This window comes from Marinobacter changyiensis (assembly GCF_009193265.1).
In the GTDB taxonomy this organism is placed as follows: domain Bacteria; phylum Pseudomonadota; class Gammaproteobacteria; order Pseudomonadales; family Oleiphilaceae; genus Marinobacter; species Marinobacter changyiensis.
Genome location: NZ_VZZZ01000003.1, coordinates 54,307 through 76,291 on the forward strand (window position 1 = coordinate 54,307; position 21,985 = coordinate 76,291).

Sequence of the window (21,985 nt, forward strand, 5' to 3'; positions counted from 1 at the left end):
ATTATCCGGAGTTTCGCTTTTATGGCCCATGAAGAACTGCACCTGAACTTGAGAAATCTCACGCTGGACGACTATGACCAGCTCAAGATTTTGATGGACCGAATCTATGACGACATTGGTGGTGCCTGGCCCAGGGAAACGATCGAAGCGCTGGTGGAGCAATTCCCGGACGGTCAAATCTGTATTGAAGATTCCGGCGAACTGATCGCAGTCGCCCTCACGGTACTGGTCGGGTATGAACGTTTCAGCAACCCCCATACCTATGATGATCTGATCCTCAAGAATGAAAAAATCTGGCATAACGCCAAAGGCGACTCCCTGTATGGGCTCGATGTATTCATTGACCCGGAATATCGTGGCTACCGCCTCGGGCGTCGTTTGTATGAAGCCCGTAAGGAATTGTGTCGTTCGATGAACCTGCGGGCCATTCTGGCCGGCGGCCGTATTCCGAACTATCACAAATATTCGGACCAATACACGCCTGCGGAGTACATCGAGCGGGTTGACCGGAAGGAAATCTACGACCCCATTCTGACCTTCCAGTTATCCAATGACTTCCAGGTCACCCGCCTGATGCACAAGTATCTCCCGGAAGACGAGAAATCATTGGGTTACGCCACTCTTCTCGAGTGGAATAACATCCTCTACACGCCTCCATCCTCGGTATTGAACGTCAAGAAAACCCAGGTCAGGCTGGGTGCCGTACAGTGGCAGATGCGAGAATTCGGATCGGTGGAAGAAGTACTCGAACAGGTTGAGTATTTTGTCGATGCCCTGTCCGACTACAAGAGTGACTTTGCGCTGTTTCCCGAGTTTTTTAATGCTCCATTGATGGGTTTGACGGATCAGATGGATCAGACCCGTGCCGTCCGTTTCCTGGCGGGCTTCACCCAGCAATTCCGGGATGAAATGTCGGAAATGGCGGTGAGCTACAACATCAACATTATTACCGGCTCCATGCCGCTGCTGGAGAATGACCGGGTTTACAACGTATCTTATCTCTGTCACCGGGATGGCCGCGTTGACGAACAACGCAAGATCCACATCACGCCCCACGAGCGTCGGGACTGGGTAATCGAGGGGGGAGACAAATTTAAAGTCTTTGAAACTGACGCAGGCCGCGTCGCCATCATGATCTGCTACGACATCGAATTTCCGGAACTCGGCCGAATTGCTGCCAGCCAGGAGGTGGATATCATCCTTGTGCCATTCTGGACGGACACCAAGAACGGGTATCTGAGGGTACGTCATTGCGCCCAGGCACGAGCCATTGAAAACGAATGCTATGTGGTAATCACCGGCAGCGTTGGCAACTTGCCAAAAGTTGAAAACCTCGACGTCCAATACGCGCAATCGTCCGTATTCTCGCCATCGGATTTCGCTTTTCCCCACGATGCCGTGATGGCGGAAACGACTCCGAATACCGAGATGATCATGTTCTCGGATATGGATCTGGAAAAGCTGAAGCTGGTCAGGAATGAGGGTTCGGTAACCAATCTCAAGGACCGTCGAACGGATCTGTTCGAAGTGCGAATGATGAGCAATTGGCCCGAATAGCCAGTGCCAACACTTGAAGCCCCGTCTCAAAACCCTGAGGTATTGTGTTGGGGCTATTGCCAAATGTTTGTCCACTGACTATTGTTTAACCACGAGTTGAATATCAGATGAAGGCGAAAGGCGATAGATCAGCAGTTCGCCCTGATTGATGGAAGGAACATGCAACGACAGACTGAATTGATTGAAGCACTCCCCGATCTGATTGCCCGTTTTTCGGTTAAACGCGGGCTTTTCAGAAAGGAGCGCATTGAGGCAAAACTTTACGCTCTCGATGAATTCAGCTGTGTGCTCAAGACAGACAAGGTTTTTAAGCCTGGCGACACGTTGTTGCTGGATCTAGTAATGAATATGCCTATCGATAATATCGAAGCCGAAGGTGTAAGTGGGCTGGTCACCGAACGTAGAAAACACTGCAGCAATTATTTCTATGCTGTTGATTTCATCTCGGTAGAATCTCACTCCGACTCTTCGTTATCCGAAAAATTGACCCGAATACGAAATGTATTGAGCAAAAAGCAGTCCCTTCGCTCACGCCGATCTGTTACGTCATCCAGCTTCAGTCAAACCGCCTGAACCACACTTGATACAACATCAGAAAAAGACTCAAGGGAGAGCACCATCATGGCTAAAAAAGAAAAACCAAGCGTTGACAAGATTGTCGAAAAGGTAAACAAGGAATTCGAGAAGACATCAAGCCAGATCGAAAGCCTGATCAGCGATGCCCTCAAGCAGTTTGATTCGCTGCAAAGCCAGATACAGGAACCCATCCGTAAACTGGTGGGTGATATCGACCATTTACGTGAGCGCGAGATGAAGCGCTTCAACGAAGAGCTGGAGCGTCGCCTTGGCGAATTCCAGGAAATTCAGAACTCGGTACTGGAACGTATTGGTGTAGCCAGCAAGAAGGCGAAAAAGGAAGCTGGGAAAGCCGCTGATTCGGCTGGTTCGAAAGCTAAAAGCACGACCAAAAGCACGGCAAAGAAAGCCCAGAAGAAAGCGGCATCTGCACCAAAGAAAGCCGCTGCAAAAGCAGACAAAGCAGCGGCCAAGACTCAAAAAGCGACCGCGAAAGCCGCGTCTGATGCTGCTGCCGCTTCAACCACTACCAAGCCAGCTGCAGCCAAGAAAGCGCCGGCCAAACCCGTCAACAAATCTGACCTCACCCTGGTGAAAGGAGTTGGGCCTGCGACGGCGAAGAAAATGCAGGAAGCAGGAATCACCTCCATTGATCAGATTGCGAACCCGACAGAAGCGGATCAAGAAAAGCTCAAAGCATTTTCTTCCATGAAAGGATTTGACACCTGGCCAGCAGAAGCGAAGAAACTCACCTGATGCAAGTAACCGAACAGCCTGTCCTGCGTGACATCGTCCTCATCGGTGGCGGACATAGTCACGTAGGTGTTCTGAAACGTTTTGCAATGCACCCCGTACCGGGTGTGCGGCTTACCCTGATCTGCCGTGACACCCACACGCCCTACTCCGGTATGTTGCCGGGCTATGTTGCAGGTCATTACAGCTACGATGACGTTCATATCGATTTGAGCAAACTGGCAGAATTCGCCGGTGCGCGTTTTTATCGGGATGAGGCCGTTGGTATTGACCGTGACTCCCAGCGAGTGGTTTGCCGTAACCGTCCGGCAGTGCCCTATGATCTGCTCTCGATAAATATCGGGTCGGCTCCCCGGGTCAGTGATGTGCCCGGCGCCCAGGACCATGCGGTACCGGTCAAGCCCATCAATGGCTTCAATGCGCGCTGGTTATCTTTACTGACGCGTATCGAGAATCATCAGGGTCCGATGACTGTGGCTGTGGTGGGCGCAGGTGCCGGTGGGGTTGAACTCACCCTGGCTATGCAGTTTCGGCTGCGCCGGGAACTCAAGGCCCGGGGCGGTGATCCAGACCAGCTATCGTTCCATTTGCTTGACGCCGCTACAACGATTCTTCCGACCCATAATCAGAAGGTGCGGGCAAAGTTCGAAGAATGCCTCAAATCCCGCGGCGTTCAGATGCATCTCGGCTTCCCGGTCACAGAAGTGGAAGCGGGTAAACTGGTTACCGAGTCCGGAGAGACTCTGAAAGCGGACGAGATTCTCTGGGTCACCCGTGCCGGCGGCCCCGAGTGGCTGCAAGCTACAGGGCTGGCACTGGACGACGACGGGTTTATTCGTGTTGAAGACACCCTTCAGACTGAAACTGACAAGAACATCTTTGCAGCGGGCGATATCGCCAACGTTACTAAGTACCCCCGTGAAAAAGCCGGTGTGTTTGCGGTGCGTCAGGGTCGCCCGCTTGCCGATAACCTTCGGCTTGCCGCACTGGGCCGCAAACCGAAGCCGTTTGTACCCCAGAAAAAATGGCTTGCCCTGATCAGCACGGGTGACAAGTACGCCATCGCCTCAAGGGGTGACAAAGCGCGCTCCGGCAAACTGGTCTGGCGCTGGAAAGACTGGATCGACCGCCGGTTTATGGCCAAGTTCAATAATCTGCCGGCGATGGCAGAGAATGCCAATGTGCCGGACACCTCAGCGGCCCAGAACAAGGAAGAAGCTTCCCAGGCTATTTCAGCCGTGGCCATGCGCTGTGGCGGTTGTGGCGCAAAAGTCGGCAGTACTGTGTTGTCCCGGGCGCTTGGTGAATTACGACCGATCGAGCGCGACGACATCCTGGTCGGCCTCCATGCCCCTGACGACGCCGCCGTACTCATTGTGCCACCGGGTAAAGCCGTGGTTCATACGGTAGATTTTTTTCGGTCGTTCATCGACGATCCCTATGTGTTCGGCCGTGTTGCAGCAAACCACAGCCTCGGCGATGTGTTTGCCATGGGCGCGGAAGCCCAGAGTGCGACTGCAGTAGCCACCGTCCCTTACGGTATCGAATCCAAAGTCGAAGACATTGTTTTCCAGATGATGACCGGTGCGGTGGAGGTTCTGAACGAAGCGGGTTGCGCATTGGTCGGAGGCCATACCGGTGAAGGTCGGGAGCTGGCGCTCGGGTTTGCGGTTAATGGCCTGATTGATCCGAAACAAGTGATGAGCAAGAGTGGTCTCAAGGCCGGCGACGTGTTGATTCTGACCAAGCCAATTGGTACCGGGACGTTGTTTGCAGCGCACGCAAAACTTGCAGCCCGCGGGCGGTGGATTGACAGTGCCCTGACCTCGATGATGCAGTCGAATCTGGAGGGCGCCCGCTGTCTTCGTCGGTACGGGTCAGAAGCCTGTACTGACGTCACAGGCTTCGGGTTACTGGGGCATCTGGTTGAAATGACGCGACCGTCTGGCGTAGATGCCGAGTTGAATCTGGGTTCCATCCCGGTACTTCCTGGCGCCGAAGAAACCGCAGCAGCCGGCATTCTCAGCTCGCTTCAACCCGCAAACATTCGCCTTCGTCGCGGCATCCGCAATCAGGAAGAGTGGGTCAAGCACCCGAGATACCCGTTGATTTTTGATCCCCAGACAGCGGGAGGCTTGCTGGCAAGTGTCGCGGCAGACAAGGCAGATGCCTGCGTGGCGGAGCTCAAAGCACTTGGCTATGCCCACACCGCCATTATCGGTCGAATTGTCCCTCAGGGGGATGCAATCGAACCTATCCTGTTGAAGGCATAACCAATGGCCGCCGCCAGGGCGGCTTGTTCGGCAGCCGGAGTAAAATCTCCGGCAAGCCGGGTAATGTTGCTCCGAAGCCCCGACAGAAACTCAGCGTCGCGCTCAGCCCTGAGTAACAGCCTCGCCAGGGCTTGATCATCCGCCACAGGATAGAAGCCGGGATAGGCGTCTCCCAGTAATCCACGATTGCCGGGGATATCCGAGGCGATAATCGGCAGCCCTGCCCGGCAGGCTTCAGATACCACGTTGGCGCCGCCTTCCATTCGGGAACTGATAACCATGAGCTGGCTCGTCGTCATCAGTGAGCTCACCCCTGCTCGGTCAATCTCCCCAAGCCAACGGAACCTCGGATTGAGCGTTGCTTCCTGTTCCGCCCTCGCCCGCCAATCCGGGCTGTGGGGTTTACCTGCCTGGACTATCCGGATTCGGGAGTCGGCCGGCAAACGCCGGGCTGCCAGTGCCGCTCGCAAGGAGTCTTTTTCATCCCGCAAGTGACCGATAACACAACAGTCAAAGGTATCAGTCGCGGGAGCATTTTTCTGAAGCGGTTTTTCAGCCGACTGAAGCACGATCCGGACCTTGGCACGGAACTGTTCGGGAATGTCCTCTGCCACCGCCCGATGCAAACCGATCAGTGCATCTGACAGTGCCATAGACTCATGGGTTGCGGGTTCATTTCGAAATTGAGGGCTGTAGACGTCCGTCCCGGTGAGGACACCGATCAAGGGCACCCCCGGATGTCTGGCATGAAACTGCGTAATCGCCTGGTGGCTGCGCCAGGTATGCAAAGCAATCATAAGATCTGCGGCTTCGCCATGATACCGGGTGATGATGGAAACACTGTGCCCCAGGTCTACCAGCAAATTCCCCCAACGCTCGGCAGTAGCGCGGTTACCCGCTTTCGAGTCCGGTTCGGCGGGTGTCACAATCAAGATATGCAGCATCGAAGCAACGCCTCACTCAAGTCTTTTGATAGAACGGATGATGTTGTACGTCAAACTGGGAAAAATAGTAACAATCAGTCGAAAAAACAAAGGCTGAACCGGGCTCCTGCACGTATGTAGGTTCATCATAATCTGGATTAAGAGTATCCTGTCCGTCGCTTGCCATCATGGGGCATGATTCAGACGTATCTATCCACTGACCATCGCAAGGGTTCGCCTATGTTTTCACGATTAATCAGACACACTGCGCTTTCACTCCTTCTCGCCCTGATATCGATAGTGCCAGCTTACGCCGAAACGTTCGTGTTCACGGCCATTCCCGACGAGGACGAAACCAAGCTGGTAGAACGTTTCCGTGGCATAGCGGATTATCTTTCCAAACAACTCGATGTCGAAGTTCGCTATATTCCGGTTAAGTCCTACGCAGCGGCTATTTCAGCATTCCGCAATAACCAGGTACAACTGGCCTGGTTCGGCGGGCTGTCCGGCGTTCAGGCCCGTGCGCTGGTTGAAGATTCAGAAGCATTGGCTCAGGGCGTGGAAGACCAGGAGTTCTTCAACTACTTCATTGCTCACAAGAGCACCGGTCTGGAGCGGTCAGATACCTTACCTGAAGAGGTGCGTGGCAAGACCTTTACCTTTGGCTCCAAAGGTTCAACCTCCGGCCGCCTGATTCCCGAATACCACATCCGCAAGATTTTCGGAGAAGCGCCCGAGGAAGTCTTCACACGGGTGGGTTTCAGTGGCAACCACACCCGGACACTGAGACTGGTTGAAGCTGGCACCTATGAAGTTGGCGCCCTGAACTACAAGGTTTGGGAGAAGGAACTGGAAGACGGCAATATTGACACCGACAGTGTCAAGATCATCTGGAAGACACCCGCCTACCCCAACTATCAGTGGAGTATTCGTGGTGACGTCAATGAACGCTTTGGTGACGGTTTCAAAGAGCGGGTAAAGCAGGCCTTGCTGGCACTGGACGATCCCAAGCTACTTGAAAGCTTCCCAAGGTCTGGTTTTGTGCCCGCCTCCAATGATGACTACGAGCCGATCGAGGAAGTTGCAAAGCAACTCGGAATCATTGATTGATGACAGGCATCAAGCTGTCCGGTGTCACGGCTTCTTTTGGTGGTGAGCGGGTCCTTGGCCCGCTTTCACTTGATATCAAGCCGGGAGAACGAATTGCCCTGGTGGGTAAAAGCGGCGCTGGCAAATCGACCCTGATCCGGATGTTGTATCAGCAGGCCAACAGCCAGGCTTCACTGATTCCACAGGATCTTGGGCTCGTCCACGCCCTGCCGGTGTTTCACAACGTTTATATGGCCAGGCTTGACCAGCATCCGAACTGGTACAACATCGTCACGCTTATGCGCCCTTTCGAGCGTGAGCGTGCAGATATTGAGCCGTTGCTGGATCAGTTGGGCATTCTGGGAAAAGTCCGGGCCACCGTATCGAGCCTCTCCGGCGGCCAGCGACAACGGGTGGCGATCGCGCGTGCAATCTACCGGGACGCCACCATGCTGCTGGCAGATGAGCCGGTGTCAGCGCTCGACGGCCCCATGGCCCATGTTGTCATGTCGCTGCTTAATGAGGCCTACGAAACTACCGTGATAGCACTGCACGACGTCGAATTGGCCCTGCGGTACTGCCAGAGAATCGTGGGCATACAGGATGGCCAGATTGCACTTGATGAAGCCAGTTCCCGGCTGTCTGAAACCGACATATTGCCGTTGTACTGAGCCGATACATGTTCTCCTACCCTACCGTTCGTACTACCTTCCTGTTTGTCGCTATCGCCATTATCGCGCTGGCCTTCTCGGATATCGCAATCACTTCCATAAACCCGTGGCGGGACCTGGGCAGGTTTTTCCTCGGGGTGGTAACACCCGATTTTTTTTCAACCGAAGGCCTGGCAACGGCCATTCTGAGAACGGTTGCGTTTGCGTTTACTGGCGTCGCCCTGGGCAGCATGTGTGGCTTTTTGCTGGCGCTGATGTACCGATGGCGGATTGTCCGGCTTTTTTCAGCCTTCATTCGTGCTATTCATGAGCTGTTCTGGGCGCTGATTTTCCTGCAGTTCTTTGGCTTTCATCCGCTCACCGGGGTACTTGCCATTGCGATCCCCTATTCCGGTATCTTCGCCAAGGTTTATTCGGAAATTCTGGATGAAGCTGACCCGGAACCCAGAACGCTGTTGCCAACGGGCACAAGTGCCATCTCCATGTTCCTGTACGCCAGAGTGCCTGACGTGTGGGACAGAATTCGCACCTATACCTCCTATCGCCTGGAATGCGGTATGCGTTCGAGCGCCATCCTGGGCTTTGTCGGGCTGCCCACGATCGGCTTCTATCTGGAGAGTTCTTTTTCCCAGGGCCAGTACTCGGAAGCCGGCGCCCTGCTGATTCTGTTTTACGTGCTGATTGCGACCATTCCCTGGTGGGTCAAGCCCAAGCTGCTGCCGATCTATGTGGTTGGTGCGCCCTTCTTTCTGGGGGAAGGCTTACCGATTGTGTGGGGCAATGTAGCGCGGTTTTTTACCGAGGATATTGTTCCCTCCCCGATCAGAAATAATGAAGGCCTGGGAGAGTTTGGAGCCTGGCTTGGTGACCTGATGCTGACTGAGGCGATACCCGGTATCTGGAATACTGTGGTTCTCACCCAGATAGCGCTGGTCTTTACCGGGTTGCTGGCTCTGCTGGCATTCCCGCTGATCTCAACCCATTTCGGCGGCCCTGTACGACGCACGTCCGGGCATATTTTTCTGGTTATCGCACGATCCACGCCGGAGTATATTCTGGCTTATATCCTGCTGCAGCTGTGGGGGCCGTCCATGTTGCCCGCCGTTGTCGCCCTGGCGCTGCATAACGGTGGCATTATCGGTCATCTCATTGGTCGACAGAGCAACAACATCAAGCTCAGGGCTGATGCGGCTCGCGGCCTGAATCGATACAGCTATGAACTGGTACCCCGGGTTTACAGCTCGTTCCTGGCATTTCTATTCTACCGTTGGGAAATCATCATGCGGGAGACGGCCATCCTGGGCATTCTGGGTGTGGCAACGCTGGGGTTTTACATTGATAGCGCCATCCAGAACATTCAGTTTGACCGTGCCATGGTACTGATCCTGATCACAGCCATGTTAAATATCGGAATTGACGGATTGTCGCGATTCATCCGACGGCGCCTCGCCTTGCAGACCATGCCGACTTGCTGACTCGCACCGTTAACGAGTGCCCATCCGGAGTGCCCAAACCGGCGTATAGGTGCAATTCAGGGTTCCGCAAGGCCTTGTCATCGTGAGAAAATATCGCAGCTTTTTCGGCACCTCCAGATCACGGTGCCTGGTGTCGATTTTTCCTATCGATTCCTCACCAACAGGATTCCATCGTGCAGCCAGACATCTCCATCCAGAATGTGAGCAAGATCTACGCAGACGGATTTCACGCCCTCAAGAAAATAAACCTCGATATCAAACGAGGTGAAATCTTCGCCTTGCTCGGGCCAAACGGAGCCGGGAAAACCACGCTGATCAGTATCATCTGCGGTATCGTCAACCTCAGCGAAGGGCGCGTATTGGCGGCCGGCCACGATATCGTCAAAGATTACCGTCAGGCCCGTTCCAAAATTGGCCTGGTTCCCCAGGAACTCAATACGGACGCGTTCGAAACCGTATGGGATACCGTCGCGTTCAGCCGTGGCCTGTTTGGCAAAGCGCCTGACCCTGCCCATCTGGAGAAAGTGCTTCGTGACCTTTCCCTTTGGGACAAGCGCAACAACCGGATTATGGCCTTGTCCGGTGGCATGAAACGGCGGGTGATGATCGCCAAGGCACTGTCCCATGAGCCCCAGATTCTGTTTCTTGATGAACCCACCGCCGGCGTCGACGTGGAGTTGCGCAGGGATATGTGGAACATGGTCCGCGGGCTGCGAGACAAGGGCGTCACCATTATTCTGACGACCCACTACATCGAGGAAGCGGAAGAAATGGCGGATCGCATCGGGGTAATTCGGGAAGGTGAAATTATTCTGGTGGAAGAAACCCACCGCCTCATGGCCAAGCTCGGCAAAAAAGAACTTCGGTTACATCTGCAGGCTCCGCTGGACAAGATTCCCGGCATTCTGGCCCTTGAACCGCTGGCACTGTCCGAGGACGGCTATGAGCTGGTCTACACCTTTGATGCCCAGCGGGAGCAGGCAGGCGTGGCGAGATTGCTTCGGCAACTGGGTGACCAGGGCATCGATTTCAAGGATCTTCAGACTCGGGAAAGCTCTCTTGAAGAGATTTTCGTCGGGCTTGTTAACGAATAATACGGCTACCGGCTAATCCGCCTGGTTCTGGTACATCTTTTCTGGAGAACACGATGAACACGCACGGAATACGGGCAATCTACAAGTTTGAAATGGCCCGCATGTGGCGAACGCTGATGCAAAGCATTGCCTCGCCGGTGATATCCACTTGTCTCTATTTTGTGGTGTTCGGCTCTGCGATTGGCTCGCGAATGGGCGATATCGATGGCATAAGCTACGGCGCCTTCATCATTCCGGGGCTGATCATGCTGTCACTCCTTATGCAGAGTATTTCCAATGCCTCCTTCGGGATCTACATGCCGAAGTTTTCCGGCACCATTTATGAGGTGTTGTCGGCGCCGGTTTCGTACGTTGAAGTGGTTATTGGCTACGTAGGGGCTGCGGCTACCAAGTCCGTCATTCTGGGGCTGATCATCCTGATTACAGCCAGGCTGTTTGTGCCCTATGAGATTCTGCATCCGTTCTGGATGTTTGCCTTTCTGGTTCTCACCGCTGTTACCTTCAGCCTGTTTGGTTTCATTATCGGTATCTGGGCGGATGGATTTGAAAAGCTCCAGATCGTACCGCTGATGATCGTGACACCTCTGGTTTTTCTGGGAGGCACCTTCTACTCCATTGATATGCTCCCGGATGTCTGGCAAACCATCACCTTATTTAATCCGGTGGTGTACCTTATCAGCGGTTTCCGCTGGGCTTTTTACGGGGTGTCTGATGTGCATGTTGGCATCAGCGTGGGCATGACTCTGTTATTCCTGTTCGCCTGTATGGCCGGAATCTGGTGGATATTCAAAACCGGCTATCGCCTGCGTAGCTGAATGACACCGGAGGCGAATCTGATGAAGGCTTCACAACGTGCACGGATCCCGGTGGTCTGTCTGCTGCTGCAGGCGATGGCAGGTTGCGTCCATAGCAATGAGCTGTCGTTCGACGTGGAGTCTGCCTGCCTGATTAATGATTTAAAGACCATGGCTATTGATATTGAGGTAGCTCGCTCATCCGAACAACGACAGCAAGGCTTGATGGGGCGGCAGATACTCCATGAGAGATCCGGCATGCTATTTGTTTATAGCGACACCCGGCCGCCTTCCCATGCGTTCTGGATGCGCAATACACTGATCCCCCTGGATATCGCGTTTATTGATCGTTCAGGCAAGATCCGCGCTATCAATTCCATGGAGCCCTGCCCGAGCGAGGCCCTGCGATGCCCGACCTATCCGTCGGGCGCCGCCTTTGAACTGGCGCTGGAAATGAATAAGGGTTTTTTTGCTCAGAACGATTTTGCTGTAGGTGACCGATTCAGCCGTGGCAAGGGTTGCGATTAATTGTTCCCGTGCGTATCGTTTATGTAAATATTGGTATACTGTTAAGATATACTTTTCATTGGAAGATTAGCTCCATGGATTCGATCCCGACCCGGTCTTTACATGCTATTTCGTCCAGTTGCGATCGGTGCAGTCTTAGTAGTTTGTGTCTGCCTCTGGCGGTTGGCACTGGCGACATGAGCCTCCTGAACGCCGCAGTTAAAAGAGAAACCCCTTACGATCGTGGCAGTGCTGTATTCACCCAGGACGCCACCTTCGAGTCCTGTTATGTGGTAAAAAGTGGTGCCGTTAAAACAGTCCGCATCAGTGAACGGGGTGATGAGAAAATTCTGGGGTTTTACCTGCCCGGTGAAATGTTCGGGCTGGACGGCCTGACTGGCGAGCGCTACACCTCCTCCGCTATAGCGCTGGAACGGTCCGCAGTCTGTGAGATTCCTTTTCACCGGCTGGAAGAGTTGTCCCGGGAACTGCCCCATCTTCAACATTACCTGTTTCGCCTGATGAGCCAGGAAATTTCCGGAGCCGAGCAGTTAGGGATGCTGTTAAGCAACAACACAGCGGAAGAACGCATCATCTCGATGTTTCTGACACTCTCCTCACGTCAGGCCAGGCGGAAATTATCAGCGACACGTTTCCGGCTACCGATGGCCCGAGGTGAAATTGCAAATTTCCTTGGCCTGGCCCTGGAAACGGTCAGCCGTGTGCTGAGCCGCATGCAAAAACAGCAACAGATCAGACTCGACGGCCGGGATATTGAATTGCTTGACCTGGATGCCTTGCAACGCCAGTTGCGACAGAACCCCGACTTTTGTGTCGCAACCGGCTAGTTTCTTTCTCAGGAATTATGGGGTGCCGGCGTATAGCGTGAGACGGCACCTGACCTGCGAAAGACAAACTTCTCCAGTTCGACCACGCCAAAGACCGCAAGAGCGGCCATCAAAATGACACCCCAGTGAGTCAGTGACAAAGGGCGGGTGTCGAACAACTTCTGGAATGGGCCGCTGTAAGTAAACATAGCCTGCATAACAATCAAGGCAGCAATGGCGTACCACACGGTCAGGTTGGTCCAGAGACGTTGCCAATCCAGAGCTGAAGCGGTCATCATCCGCGTATTCAAAAGATAGAATATTTCACACGAAACCAGTGTGTTAATGGCGATAGTTCGGGCCGTATCGAGATCTGTGCCCCGAGACCGAAACCAGACAAACAACCCGAATACAGCCATCACCATCAAGACAGAAACAAAGCCGACCCGCCAGATCAGAAATCCGGTGAACAAAGATTCGGCAGGTGACCGGGGCGGTCGCTCCATGACGTCATTCTCGGCTGGCTCAAACGCCAGCGTGAGCGACAAGGTAACGGCCGTCACCATATTGATCCAGAGAATCTGCACAGGCGTGATCGGCATCATAAAGCCCAGTATAACAGCTGCCAGTATGCTCAGCGCTTCTGCACCGTTGGTAGGAAGAATAAACAACAGCGACTTCCTGATATTGTCGTAGACTACTCGGCCTTCACGAACAGCGTGGATAATAGACGCAAAGTTATCATCCGCCAGTACCATTCGAGCTGCCTGTTTGGCAGCCTCAGTGCCTTTGTGGCCCATAGCAATCCCGACATCCGCCTGCTTGAGCGCAGGTGCGTCATTGACACCGTCACCGGTCATGGCCACCACCTGGTTCCGGGATTGCAGGGCCTGAACCAACAGCAGCTTATGCTCCGGACTGGTACGGGCAAATACATCCCGCTCGGCTACCAGTACCTGCAACTCTTCCTCATTCAGCTTCTCCAGCATGGCACCATTAACCGGGGAGAGTCCGGAGCCAATGTTCATGCTCCGGGCGATGGCCGCGGCCGTACCCACATGGTCGCCGGTGATCATCTTGACCCGGATACCTCCAGCCTGGGCAGAAGCAATTGCACTGATCGCTTCGGGACGGGGTGGATCGATCATCGCCACCAGTCCCAGCAGCGTCAGGTCGTCAAGAACATCCTGAAACACCAACTCCGTTTTCCCTGTGGGCACTTCGAGGTAGGCCAGGGCTAATACCCGTTTGCCATCCTCTGCAAGCGAATGCGCCCTGTCCTGCCAATACCCTTTAGTAATGGGTTGCGATGCTGTGTCGTTGAGCTCGTAGCGACACATTTCCAACAGCCGCTCCGGTGCGCCCTTGATGAAAACGAAATGCCTGCCATTATGGTCATGATGCAGGCTCGCCATGAACCGGTGCTCTGATTCAAACGGAATAACATCCAGCCTGGGTTGTGCCTGAATCTCCGCAACGCTGTCCAGGTCACATTTGAGCGCCATTGTGACCAGGGCACCTTCGGTTGGATCCCCGGTAATCTGCCACTGCTGCTTATTAAAGTGGAGCGTGGCGTCATTACAAAGTAATGCCGCCCGGGCCAGCAGCTGAATATCCTGATGAGCGCTGACGTCTAACGGCAGCCCGTCATGCGCCAGTTCGCCATCCGGGTCGTAGCCCACGCCGCTGACCGCGGAATAACCTGCGCGTGTGATAATGTCGGTAACTGTCATTTCGTTCCGGGTCAGGGTGCCGGTTTTGTCGGTACAGACAACGGTTAATGATCCCAGGGTTTCTACCGCTGGCAACTGTCGAATGATGGCGTTGCGCCTGGCCATGCGCCTCACTCCGACCGCCAGGGTAATGGTGAGAATCGCCGGTAACCCCTCAGGGATCAGCGCCACCGCAAGTCCTACCGCCACCAGAAACATTTCCTGGATACTGAAGCCCCGCCAGAGCCAGCCTACCAGCAGCGTGGTACCGGCCAGTATAAGGGTGGCTACTGAAAGCCAGCGGGCAAAATGGTTGATCTTGCGCAGCAGCGGTGTAGCGAGGGGTTCCACCTCATTGAGTAACCCGCTAATGCGACCTACCTCGGTATCGGCTCCCGTCGCCACGACAACGCCCGTTGCGGTGCCAGCGGTGACCAGTGTTCCGGAGTAAACCATACAGAATCGCTCAGCCAACGGTGCATCGGTTGCCACAGATTCAACGGTTTTTGAGGCAGGCTCGGATTCTCCCGTCAGAATCGCCTCATCAATCCGCAACTCCCGAACCCTCAACAGGCGAAGATCTGCAGGCACAGAATCACCGGATTGCAGATGTACCAGATCGCCAGGCACCAACGATTCAGCGGGCACTGTGTGCCGTTGTCCTGATCGCTGAACAATGGCTGTAATCGAAAGCAGCGCCCGGATGGCCAGCAGCGCCTTCTCAGCCTTGCCCTCCTGAATCACGCCCACCAGGGCATTGATGACCACCACCGCAACTATAACGCCGGTGTCTACCCAGTGGCCGAGCAATGCGGTGATGCATGCAGCGCCCATCAATACGTAAATCAAAGCGTTCTGGAATTGGTCCCATACTCGCCGCAGGAAGGTCCTGCCAGCTTGCTCGCTTAGCTGGTTAGGGCCATAGGTGGCCAAACGTGAACGGGCCTCCTCCTCTGTCAACCCGTCCGGGGTTGAATCAAGCTCTGCCAATACGGCCGCAGGCTCCTGACTGTGCCAGGCATTGTCCGAATCCATGAATTTGGCCTCTTCCGATCAGCGGAAACATGCCTCTTATAGTGAGGCTTCACAGCACGGGGAGTTTGTTTCAGGTCAACGGCTCTGCGGATAATGAACCGCTCAGGTTTGATACAGATCAAGCAGATAAGGGCAGCGGCGGCCTAAAGTTGGGAACACCATTTCAATACACCTGAGCCTTTGGGGAAATTCCGTTCCCGACGAGGATACTGTTGATGAGACTGCAATTTCTGGGAGGAGTGGATTCCGTAACCGGGTCCAGGCACCTGATTGAAACATCGAAGCACCGGATACTGGTGGATTGCGGGTTATATCAGGGAGTGAAAGTGCTTCGCAGGCGTAACTGGGCCAGTTTTCCGGTACCGCCGGAATCCATTCATACCGTGCTTCTCACCCACGCCCATATAGACCATAGCGGGTACCTGCCCCGCTTGGTGAAACGAGGATTTACCGGCAAGATTCACTGCACCCGCGGGACCTATGAGCTATGCAAGATCCTGTTGCCGGATGCTGGTCATCTTCAGGAAGAGGATGCCCGTTATGCCAACCGGAAACACTTTTCAAGGCACTCACCGGCGGAGCCATTGTTCACTGTTAAAGATGCACTGAAGGCATTGAAGCAGTTCGAGGTGCATGATTTTAACCAGGACTGCGTGCCGGCTGCCGGGGTTAACGTCCTTTTCAGCCCTGCCGGCCACATACTGGGTTCATCCTGCATTGCCCTGAGCCATGAGGGCAAAACGATCGTGTTCAGCGGGGATGTCGGGCGCCAGAACGATCCGATCATGCGCCCGCCGGCCAAACTGGGGGCAGCGGATTACCTGGTGCTGGAGTCGACCTATGGCAATCGATTACACCCCGCGATCGACCCGACGGAAGCCTTGGCGACCATCATAAGTGAGACTATGGCAAGGGGTGGCATCGTACTGGTGCCTTCCTTCGCAGTGGGCCGCGCGCAGCTTTTGTTGTATCTGATTCATGAACTGAAGAGCCAAAAACGCATTCCCGATGTGCCGGTTTATCTGAACAGCCCCATGGCAATCTCCGCCACGGAAGTCTTTCATCGCTTCCACCGCGAACATCACCTCTCGGCAGAGCAATGCCGAGAAATCGATGCCGGGACCACCTACATACGAACAGTCGAGGAGTCCATTGAGCTGACCGCCCGCCGGACACCCTCAATCATCATCTCCGCCAGCGGCATGGCAAGTGGCGGTCGGGTTCTCCATCACCTGAAGGCGCTGGCGCCGAACCACCGGAACAGTATTGTGTTTGCGGGCTTTCAGGCCCAGGGCACGCGAGGAGATGCTCTGGTGAACGGAGCAGAACAGGTCAAGATTCACGGCGAATACATTCCCGTAAAGGCCAGCGTTTATAACCTCGATACTTTGTCAGCCCATGGTGATTACGAGGAAATTCTCACCTGGCTTGGTCAGTCTGACATCAAGCCGCGGAAAGTCTTTATCACCCACGGCGAACCGTTAGCCGCCGACGCCATGCGCAAGCACGTTGAGGAGCGGATGAAGTGGGATGCGGAAGTACCGGAGCTGTTCAGCAGCGTCGAGCTATAACCCTGTGCCGTTGGCCAGACTGGTCATTATCGGCCTTTCCAGTCCGGCTTACGTTTCTCAAGGAAGGCGCAAATACCCTCCCGGGCATCCATGGCCGCCAGATTTTCAGTCATCACATTTGCGGTGTAGTCATAGGCATCCGCAAGCCCCATCTCAAGCTGGCGATAGAATGCCTCTTTACCGATTTTGAGTGTGTGGCTGGATTTTCCGGCAATGGTCGTGGCCAGGGTATGGACCGTCTCATCAAGCGATGCTGCGTCCACCACGTGATTGACCAGGCCAATTTGCTCTGCCCTTTCAGCGCTCACCATGTTGCCGGTTAACAGCATCTCCATGGCATGCTTGCGGGAGACGTTGCGGGACAACGCCACCATCGGTGTTGAGCAGAACAGCCCGATATTGACCCCCGGAGTTGCAAAGCGGGACGAGGCAGTGACAACCGCCAGGTCACAACTGGCCACGAGCTGGCAGCCTGCGGCAGTCGCAACACCATCAACCCTGGCAATCACCGGTTTGGGCAACCCGACAATCTGCAGCATGACTTTGCTGCAGAGCTCGAATAAACGGTGTTGGGCGTCCCGCTGATCAAACTGTTCCCGAATCTCTTTCAGATCATGACCGGCACAAAACACCGGACCGGTTGCCGTTAGCACGACCACCCGGGTGTTATCGTCTTCGGCGAGTTCGCTGAGCGCTCTGGACAATGCTTCCAGCATGGCCATGGAAAGACTGTTTCTGCGCTCAGGCTGGTTCAGCGTCAGTGTGGTGATGCCATCATCAGTGTGCAGGAGAACGAACGAATCGGACATTGTCATAAAAGCCCCGTATTGTTTTGGGTGTTCAAGACCAGTATTGAAGAGTTTGTGGATCGTGTCGAATGGTGTTCGCAGAATCTTTGCTACAGTTAAGATAGACCTTACCCACCCTCAAGGGGCGAGTTCCATGTCCTACGATAATATTTTCGATGCCAGCTACGAACGCGTTCTTGCGGCAGGCAAGGATGGAACGGATTTTTTCGAAAGCTTTTATCGGCACTTTCTGAGATCGTCCGAGCTGGTCAGCGAACGGTTCCTGGACACCGACATGGAAAAGCAGCGCCGGATGCTTAAAAAATCCTTCTACAGCCTGATTGCCTTCTACGCCAGCGGCGCTGCAGACAATGTGCTCGAAAAGATCGCCTACATGCACAGCGCCCGGGAACTGGACATCAAACCCGCTTTATACGACTTATGGCTGGACAGCCTGTTGGCCACCGTTCAGGACTATGACCCCGAATTCAATGACAATGTCGAGCTGGCCTGGCGGCTGGTGATGAGCCTCGGGATCACCTATATGAAATTCAAGTACGACCATTGCTGACGGGTGCGGATCAGCAAGCTCTATGGATTGTCCGAAAAATAAGTGTGCACCAACCCGATAACCCGCTCAATATCATCAGCAGACACATCCAGGTGCGTAACCAGGCGCGTTTGCGCTGATGGCATCATCACCACATCATGGGAAGCCATATAGTCCCGCAGCCCCTCGCAATCCTGCTCTGGAATTCTGACAAACACCATATTGGTATCGCAGGATAAAACCTCAACGCCAGTAATACCTGCCAGCCCTTCTGCTAACATCAACGCATGCTGATGGTCTTTTGCCAGCCGTTCAACATGATTGTCCAGGGCGTGGTGACAACCCGCCGCAAGAATGCCGGATTGACGCATGCCGCCACCAAGCATTTTCCGGATCCGCCTTGCCGTCGCAATGAATTCCTCACTACCCGCCAGCACCGAGCCTACTGGTGCGCCAAGGCCTTTTGAGAAACACAGCGACACCGAATCGAAGCCCTGACAAAGCTCCGACAGCGGCAGCCCGGTGGCAACCGACGCATTAAAAAGGCGCGCCCCGTCGAGATGGGTTGCAAGCCCCTGCTCTTTAGCAAACGATGTTGCTTTCTGAATATACTCCTGGGGAATAACCCTGCCGTGAAAGGTGTTTTCCAGCGCCAGCAGCCGGGTACGGGCAAAGTGAAAATCATCCGGCTTGATCGCCTCGGAAATATCATCCAGCAACAAAGTCCCATCCGGCTGGTGCCGGACCGGCTGAGGCTGAATGCTCCCCAGCACTGCGCCACCACCGGCTTCATACTTGTACAGATGAGCGTGCTGACCGGCAATAAACTCATCCCCCCGCTGACAGTGGGACATTAACGCGGTCAGATTACTTTGGGTGCCGGTAGGGAAAAACAACGCCGCCGGATAGCCCGCGCGCTGAGCAACCGCTTCCTCGAACGCGTTCACACTGGGATCATCCCCGAACACATCATCCCCGACGGAAGCCTTGTTCATGGCCTCCCGCATGGCGGGTGTAGGTCGGGTAACGGTGTCACTGCGCAGGTCAATGGTCATTGGATAAGCACCTCAAGTTTGATATTGATTAGCCTGTCAGAACGTAGACAACTGATGGGCTATTCCCAGGCAACAGCATCAGACTGCCAAATCGAGGCATAAGACGAAGGGCAAGAATAGCTGCGCGTTGGCTCAAATATTGGACAGCTCGTCTTGCAGGTCACTTTTCAGTTCTGATGGCTCTGTGATCCACAGGGTTTTATCGGACCCCGGAAAGACACCGATCTCCAGACCGTCCTTCTCCAGGCCCGGAACCCATTTCTTGAAAAATTCCGGCAACGAAATGCTCTTGGGCACCAGTCCATCGGAATCTTTCGAGTATTCCCGGGCAAAATCCGAGTCCGGCCAGACCGGCAAATATTCATAGCCGCCATCTTCCGCAACAAGCTTAAGAAATCGATTCTCGGCATTAACCAGTATCCAGATTTCCCGGTCTTCAACCACTTTGCTCAAAAAGTAGTCGAACCGTTCTTCCCCATCCATATCCAGCACTTGCTTCAATTGATCGCTGCTCATAGTTTACATTCCTTCCAGGGCAAGCTTTATCGCCTGATCCACATGTATTTCCGTCGTATCATACAGTTTTACAGGGGTATCTGAGCTTTGAATCAACAGGCCTATTTCCGTGCAACCCAGGATCACGGCCTGGGCCCCGTGATCAGCCAAAGACGACACTATATCAAGATACGCAGCCCTGGAATCAGGGTTAATCACCCCGCGGCATAGTTCTTCGTAGATAACGGTATGGACAAGCTCCCGCTGGTTATCATCCGGTACCAGAACCTCGATTCCGTGAGCCACGAGCCGTTCGCGATAGAAATCCTGCTCCATCGTAAATCGTGTACCCAGCAACCCCACACAGGTTACCCCGTCCTCCAGCAGCACCCTGGCGGTGGCATCCGCGATATGCAGCAGTGGCAAATCCGTTGATTCCGCAATCTGAGGCGCGACCTTGTGCATGGTATTGGTACAAATCACAAGAAAGTCAGCGCCCGCAGCCTCAACAGCCTGCGCTGCCGATGCAAGAATCCCGGCAGTAGCCTCCCAGTTGTCTTGATGCTGAAGAGCTTCAATCTCGGCAAAATCGACGCTGTACAGAACGAGCCTGGCCGAATGCAGTCCGCCCAATTGCTCACCGACTTTCTTATTGAGTAAGCGGTAATAGGTTTGAGTGGATTCCCAACTCATGCCGCCGATCAGACCTATGGTTTTCATGGGGCTTGTCCCTGCGAGGAGCTGCGCTGACTATTACCGATTTTTGGATATGCATGCTTCACCCGGACAGTCAAAGACAGCGTATCCTGTTGGACTATCAGCTGGAAACAACTTGCCATGATCCTTCAACGAAAGAGCAACGTGTTATTCAGGATTCCATTATTTAATGGCTTACCAACTGTCAACGAATTTCGGCAGTGGAAAGAGCCGGGTTGGATCTTATCTTGGCAAAAATGAAGAGGTTGATTCTGTTCAGATGAAGCGAAAATATGCAGTGTCGTGTTTTAGCTGGCAGGAGGTGGCGCGGAACTTATCTCAGCGTGGGATGGCTTTTAAGTGGGCCTATATTGCCCGATATTTTTCGATGCCTGGGTAGAGGTATCACTCCATTAGAAAGCCCGGGTGGCCTTAACCATTCCCGGGCTTTTTCGATCTTGCTAAGGGAGCGGACTATACCGCCTATTCATCAGTTTAATGACAATGAGGCCAGCCCAGGGACTTCCCGCAAAATACATCCATTATTAGTTGTCGCCAATAAACACTGATCTCACTTCGCCATTGGTACCAGCGAATGCAAGCAGCTTGTCCCCAGCTTCTAAGGTTTGTAAAAATCCAACAACCGGATAATCGCCATTCCGCTGATCAGGCGACACCCCATTCAAAGCGGGGCAGTTGGTTAACGAAAGAACTCCCTCAAAAATGTTATAGGCAGGATCGGGTATGACGATAGTGCCATTAATGGAGCAGCCCGTGCCGTCAGATCCCGTTACTGCTCCTCCGTCAGCACTTGGATTTATAGTCACCGTCGTGGTCAATTGGCCGGTCATCATGGAATAAGTTCCAGAGATATCCTCCATTGTCACCCGAAGATCACTTACCTCATTTTCGCGGGTTCCTGTCACGTCCAAGCCAAACTCGGGCTCTGCTGTGGCCGCAGCGAATGTTGCGGTAAATACTTCGGGATCGACAACACCACCTTCAACAGATCCATCGATAGACTGCCAGGTACCATTCAGGAAAACGCTTGTCCCGTTGCCAGAAAATGTATCATCGCTACGAAACGTCAGTGTCCCGAAGGTTCCAGTTTGACTCTCGCTGGAGAAAATCGAGTACTCACCTGAGGGGCTGATTAGCGCGAAAGCTTCTTCCGTGTCTCCTGAGTCGTACGTAATCGTCGAACTGAACACACCTGGTTTAAGGACTGACTCCACAATTACTGGGTCACTTCCACCATCCGGCACTGGATCACTTCCATTATCCGATGAACCGCCACCACCACCGCCACCACAGGCGGCCAATGAAAGCATGGCGAAGATCAGAGAAAATCTTGTCAACACAATTCCGGGCTTTTTAAACATCTTTTTTTTTCCTACATATCAGCTTCGGCCAATGTCCCTTTTCCGAAAAGTAATGCCGGAGCCAATTGGCGAGCCAGGCAAACTAGGTGGGACTCCATACTACTCATAAACCACTCTAGGTTTGCACCTAACTTTAGTATGTAACGGTTGTGCATGCAACGG

Annotated in this window: 20 protein-coding genes; 13 read left to right on the plus strand and 7 right to left on the minus strand. The window is 54.0% G+C overall.

Features of this window, described 5'->3' with window-relative positions:
- Window positions 1–21: 21 nt before the first annotated feature.
- From F6Y09_RS09000 to selD, 4 genes are all read left to right on the plus strand, one after another.
- Window positions 22–1,557, plus strand: coding sequence for a bifunctional GNAT family N-acetyltransferase/carbon-nitrogen hydrolase family protein (locus tag F6Y09_RS09000; protein WP_152206609.1), 1,536 nt, complete (start codon window positions 22–24; stop codon window positions 1,555–1,557).
- 159 nt (window positions 1,558–1,716) lie between these two features.
- Window positions 1,717–2,130 (plus strand): hypothetical protein, encoded by a 414-nt coding sequence (locus tag F6Y09_RS09005; RefSeq protein WP_425481827.1) that lies wholly within the window; start codon window positions 1,717–1,719, stop codon window positions 2,128–2,130.
- A gap of 48 nt (window positions 2,131–2,178) precedes the next feature.
- Window positions 2,179–2,889 carry a helix-hairpin-helix domain-containing protein gene (locus tag F6Y09_RS09010; protein WP_152206610.1) on the plus strand — a complete coding sequence of 237 codons (711 nt, stop codon included), beginning with the start codon at window positions 2,179–2,181 and terminating at the stop codon, window positions 2,887–2,889.
- A complete protein-coding gene (gene selD, locus F6Y09_RS09015) occupies window positions 2,889–5,159 on the plus strand; it encodes a selenide, water dikinase SelD (protein ID WP_152206611.1) in 2,271 nt (756 codons plus the stop codon). Before F6Y09_RS09010 ends, selD begins: the two co-directional genes overlap by 1 nt.
- Here selD and senB read toward each other — a convergent pair.
- The gene (gene senB / locus F6Y09_RS09020; protein ID WP_246180437.1) at window positions 5,120–6,103 is read right to left on the minus strand and encodes a selenoneine biosynthesis selenosugar synthase SenB; all 984 of its coding nucleotides are present in this window, start codon (window positions 6,101–6,103) and stop codon (window positions 5,120–5,122) included. The two genes, selD and senB, sit on opposite strands and share 40 nt — an antisense overlap.
- 219 nt (window positions 6,104–6,322) lie before the next feature.
- Between senB and F6Y09_RS09025 the strand changes: the two genes are divergently transcribed.
- The 7 genes from F6Y09_RS09025 to F6Y09_RS09055 all read left to right on the plus strand — a co-directional run bounded on the left by F6Y09_RS09025 (window position 6,323) and on the right by F6Y09_RS09055 (window position 12,560).
- Window positions 6,323–7,192 (plus strand): putative selenate ABC transporter substrate-binding protein, encoded by an 870-nt coding sequence (locus F6Y09_RS09025; protein WP_152206612.1) that lies wholly within the window; start codon window positions 6,323–6,325, stop codon window positions 7,190–7,192.
- Window positions 7,192–7,842 (plus strand): phosphonate ABC transporter ATP-binding protein, encoded by a 651-nt coding sequence (locus tag F6Y09_RS09030; RefSeq protein WP_152206613.1) that lies wholly within the window; start codon window positions 7,192–7,194, stop codon window positions 7,840–7,842. Before F6Y09_RS09025 ends, F6Y09_RS09030 begins: the two co-directional genes overlap by 1 nt.
- 8 nt (window positions 7,843–7,850) lie before the next feature.
- On the plus strand, window positions 7,851–9,317 hold the full coding sequence (locus F6Y09_RS09035) for a PhnE/PtxC family ABC transporter permease (protein ID WP_152206614.1): 1,467 nt from the start codon (window positions 7,851–7,853) through the stop codon (window positions 9,315–9,317).
- Window positions 9,318–9,490: 173 nt separating this feature from the next.
- Window positions 9,491–10,411 (plus strand): ABC transporter ATP-binding protein, encoded by a 921-nt coding sequence (locus F6Y09_RS09040; RefSeq protein ID WP_152206615.1) that lies wholly within the window; start codon window positions 9,491–9,493, stop codon window positions 10,409–10,411.
- 53 nt (window positions 10,412–10,464) lie between these two features.
- Window positions 10,465–11,226 (plus strand): ABC transporter permease, encoded by a 762-nt coding sequence (locus F6Y09_RS09045; protein WP_152206616.1) that lies wholly within the window; start codon window positions 10,465–10,467, stop codon window positions 11,224–11,226.
- A 21-nt stretch (window positions 11,227–11,247) separates the two neighbouring features.
- Window positions 11,248–11,733, plus strand: coding sequence for a DUF192 domain-containing protein (locus F6Y09_RS09050; protein ID WP_218944138.1), 486 nt, complete (start codon window positions 11,248–11,250; stop codon window positions 11,731–11,733).
- 176 nt (window positions 11,734–11,909) lie between these two features.
- Complete coding sequence (locus tag F6Y09_RS09055) at window positions 11,910–12,560, plus strand: cyclic nucleotide-binding domain-containing protein (RefSeq protein WP_425481828.1); 651 nt, start codon at window positions 11,910–11,912, stop codon at window positions 12,558–12,560.
- Window positions 12,561–12,568: 8 nt separating this feature from the next.
- Here F6Y09_RS09055 and F6Y09_RS09060 read toward each other — a convergent pair whose 3' ends face one another.
- The gene (locus F6Y09_RS09060) at window positions 12,569–15,286 is read right to left on the minus strand and encodes an HAD-IC family P-type ATPase (RefSeq protein WP_152206619.1); all 2,718 of its coding nucleotides are present in this window, start codon (window positions 15,284–15,286) and stop codon (window positions 12,569–12,571) included.
- A 215-nt stretch (window positions 15,287–15,501) separates the two neighbouring features.
- Here F6Y09_RS09060 and F6Y09_RS09065 point away from each other — a divergent pair, with 215 nt between their 5' ends.
- Window positions 15,502–16,857 carry an MBL fold metallo-hydrolase RNA specificity domain-containing protein gene (locus F6Y09_RS09065; protein ID WP_152206620.1) on the plus strand — a complete coding sequence of 452 codons (1,356 nt, stop codon included), beginning with the start codon at window positions 15,502–15,504 and terminating at the stop codon, window positions 16,855–16,857.
- A gap of 26 nt (window positions 16,858–16,883) precedes the next feature.
- Here the strand turns inward: F6Y09_RS09065 and F6Y09_RS09070 are convergent, their stop codons facing one another.
- Window positions 16,884–17,672: an enoyl-CoA hydratase gene (locus F6Y09_RS09070; protein WP_152206621.1), complete on the minus strand. Its 789-nt coding sequence runs from the start codon at window positions 17,670–17,672 to the stop codon at window positions 16,884–16,886.
- A gap of 127 nt (window positions 17,673–17,799) precedes the next feature.
- On the opposite strand from F6Y09_RS09070, the gene F6Y09_RS09075 reads away from it, so the two are divergent.
- Window positions 17,800–18,216, plus strand: a complete 417-nt coding sequence (locus F6Y09_RS09075) for a globin family protein (protein ID WP_152206622.1) — start codon at window positions 17,800–17,802, stop codon at window positions 18,214–18,216.
- 20 nt (window positions 18,217–18,236) lie between these two features.
- Here the strand turns inward: F6Y09_RS09075 and ltaE are convergent, their stop codons facing one another.
- From ltaE to F6Y09_RS09095, 4 genes are all read right to left on the minus strand, one after another.
- Window positions 18,237–19,250, minus strand: coding sequence for a low-specificity L-threonine aldolase (ltaE, locus tag F6Y09_RS09080; RefSeq protein WP_152206623.1), 1,014 nt, complete (start codon window positions 19,248–19,250; stop codon window positions 18,237–18,239).
- Window positions 19,251–19,382: 132 nt separating this feature from the next.
- Complete coding sequence (locus F6Y09_RS09085; protein WP_152206624.1) at window positions 19,383–19,766, minus strand: DUF2750 domain-containing protein; 384 nt, start codon at window positions 19,764–19,766, stop codon at window positions 19,383–19,385.
- Between the two features lie 3 nt (window positions 19,767–19,769).
- Window positions 19,770–20,465, minus strand: a complete 696-nt coding sequence (locus F6Y09_RS09090; RefSeq protein WP_152206625.1) for an aspartate/glutamate racemase family protein — start codon at window positions 20,463–20,465, stop codon at window positions 19,770–19,772.
- A 521-nt stretch (window positions 20,466–20,986) separates the two neighbouring features.
- Window positions 20,987–21,823 (minus strand): hypothetical protein, encoded by an 837-nt coding sequence (locus F6Y09_RS09095; protein WP_152206626.1) that lies wholly within the window; start codon window positions 21,821–21,823, stop codon window positions 20,987–20,989.
- Window positions 21,824–21,985: the final 162 nt, after the last annotated feature.

Coding starts and splice junctions, on each gene's coding strand:
- F6Y09_RS09095 (WP_152206626.1), bottom strand. CDS start 21,823: ATGTTTAAAAAGCCCGGAATTGTGTTGACAAGATTTTCTCTGATCTTC.
- F6Y09_RS09000 (WP_152206609.1), top strand. CDS start 22: ATGGCCCATGAAGAACTGCACCTGAACTTGAGAAATCTCACGCTGGAC.
- F6Y09_RS09075 (WP_152206622.1), top strand. CDS start 17,800: ATGTCCTACGATAATATTTTCGATGCCAGCTACGAACGCGTTCTTGCG.
- selD (WP_152206611.1), top strand. CDS start 2,889: ATGCAAGTAACCGAACAGCCTGTCCTGCGTGACATCGTCCTCATCGGT.
- F6Y09_RS09035 (WP_152206614.1), top strand. CDS start 7,851: ATGTTCTCCTACCCTACCGTTCGTACTACCTTCCTGTTTGTCGCTATC.
- F6Y09_RS09045 (WP_152206616.1), top strand. CDS start 10,465: ATGAACACGCACGGAATACGGGCAATCTACAAGTTTGAAATGGCCCGC.
- F6Y09_RS09050 (WP_218944138.1), top strand. CDS start 11,248: ATGAAGGCTTCACAACGTGCACGGATCCCGGTGGTCTGTCTGCTGCTG.
- F6Y09_RS09070 (WP_152206621.1), bottom strand. CDS start 17,672: ATGACAATGTCCGATTCGTTCGTTCTCCTGCACACTGATGATGGCATC.
- F6Y09_RS09090 (WP_152206625.1), bottom strand. CDS start 20,465: ATGAAAACCATAGGTCTGATCGGCGGCATGAGTTGGGAATCCACTCAA.
- senB (WP_246180437.1), bottom strand. CDS start 6,103: ATGCTGCATATCTTGATTGTGACACCCGCCGAACCGGACTCGAAAGCG.
- F6Y09_RS09005 (WP_425481827.1), top strand. CDS start 1,717: ATGCAACGACAGACTGAATTGATTGAAGCACTCCCCGATCTGATTGCC.
- F6Y09_RS09030 (WP_152206613.1), top strand. CDS start 7,192: ATGACAGGCATCAAGCTGTCCGGTGTCACGGCTTCTTTTGGTGGTGAG.
- F6Y09_RS09055 (WP_425481828.1), top strand. CDS start 11,910: ATGAGCCTCCTGAACGCCGCAGTTAAAAGAGAAACCCCTTACGATCGT.
- F6Y09_RS09025 (WP_152206612.1), top strand. CDS start 6,323: ATGTTTTCACGATTAATCAGACACACTGCGCTTTCACTCCTTCTCGCC.
- F6Y09_RS09085 (WP_152206624.1), bottom strand. CDS start 19,766: ATGAGCAGCGATCAATTGAAGCAAGTGCTGGATATGGATGGGGAAGAA.
- F6Y09_RS09065 (WP_152206620.1), top strand. CDS start 15,502: ATGAGACTGCAATTTCTGGGAGGAGTGGATTCCGTAACCGGGTCCAGG.
- F6Y09_RS09060 (WP_152206619.1), bottom strand. CDS start 15,286: ATGGATTCGGACAATGCCTGGCACAGTCAGGAGCCTGCGGCCGTATTG.
- ltaE (WP_152206623.1), bottom strand. CDS start 19,250: ATGACCATTGACCTGCGCAGTGACACCGTTACCCGACCTACACCCGCC.
- F6Y09_RS09010 (WP_152206610.1), top strand. CDS start 2,179: ATGGCTAAAAAAGAAAAACCAAGCGTTGACAAGATTGTCGAAAAGGTA.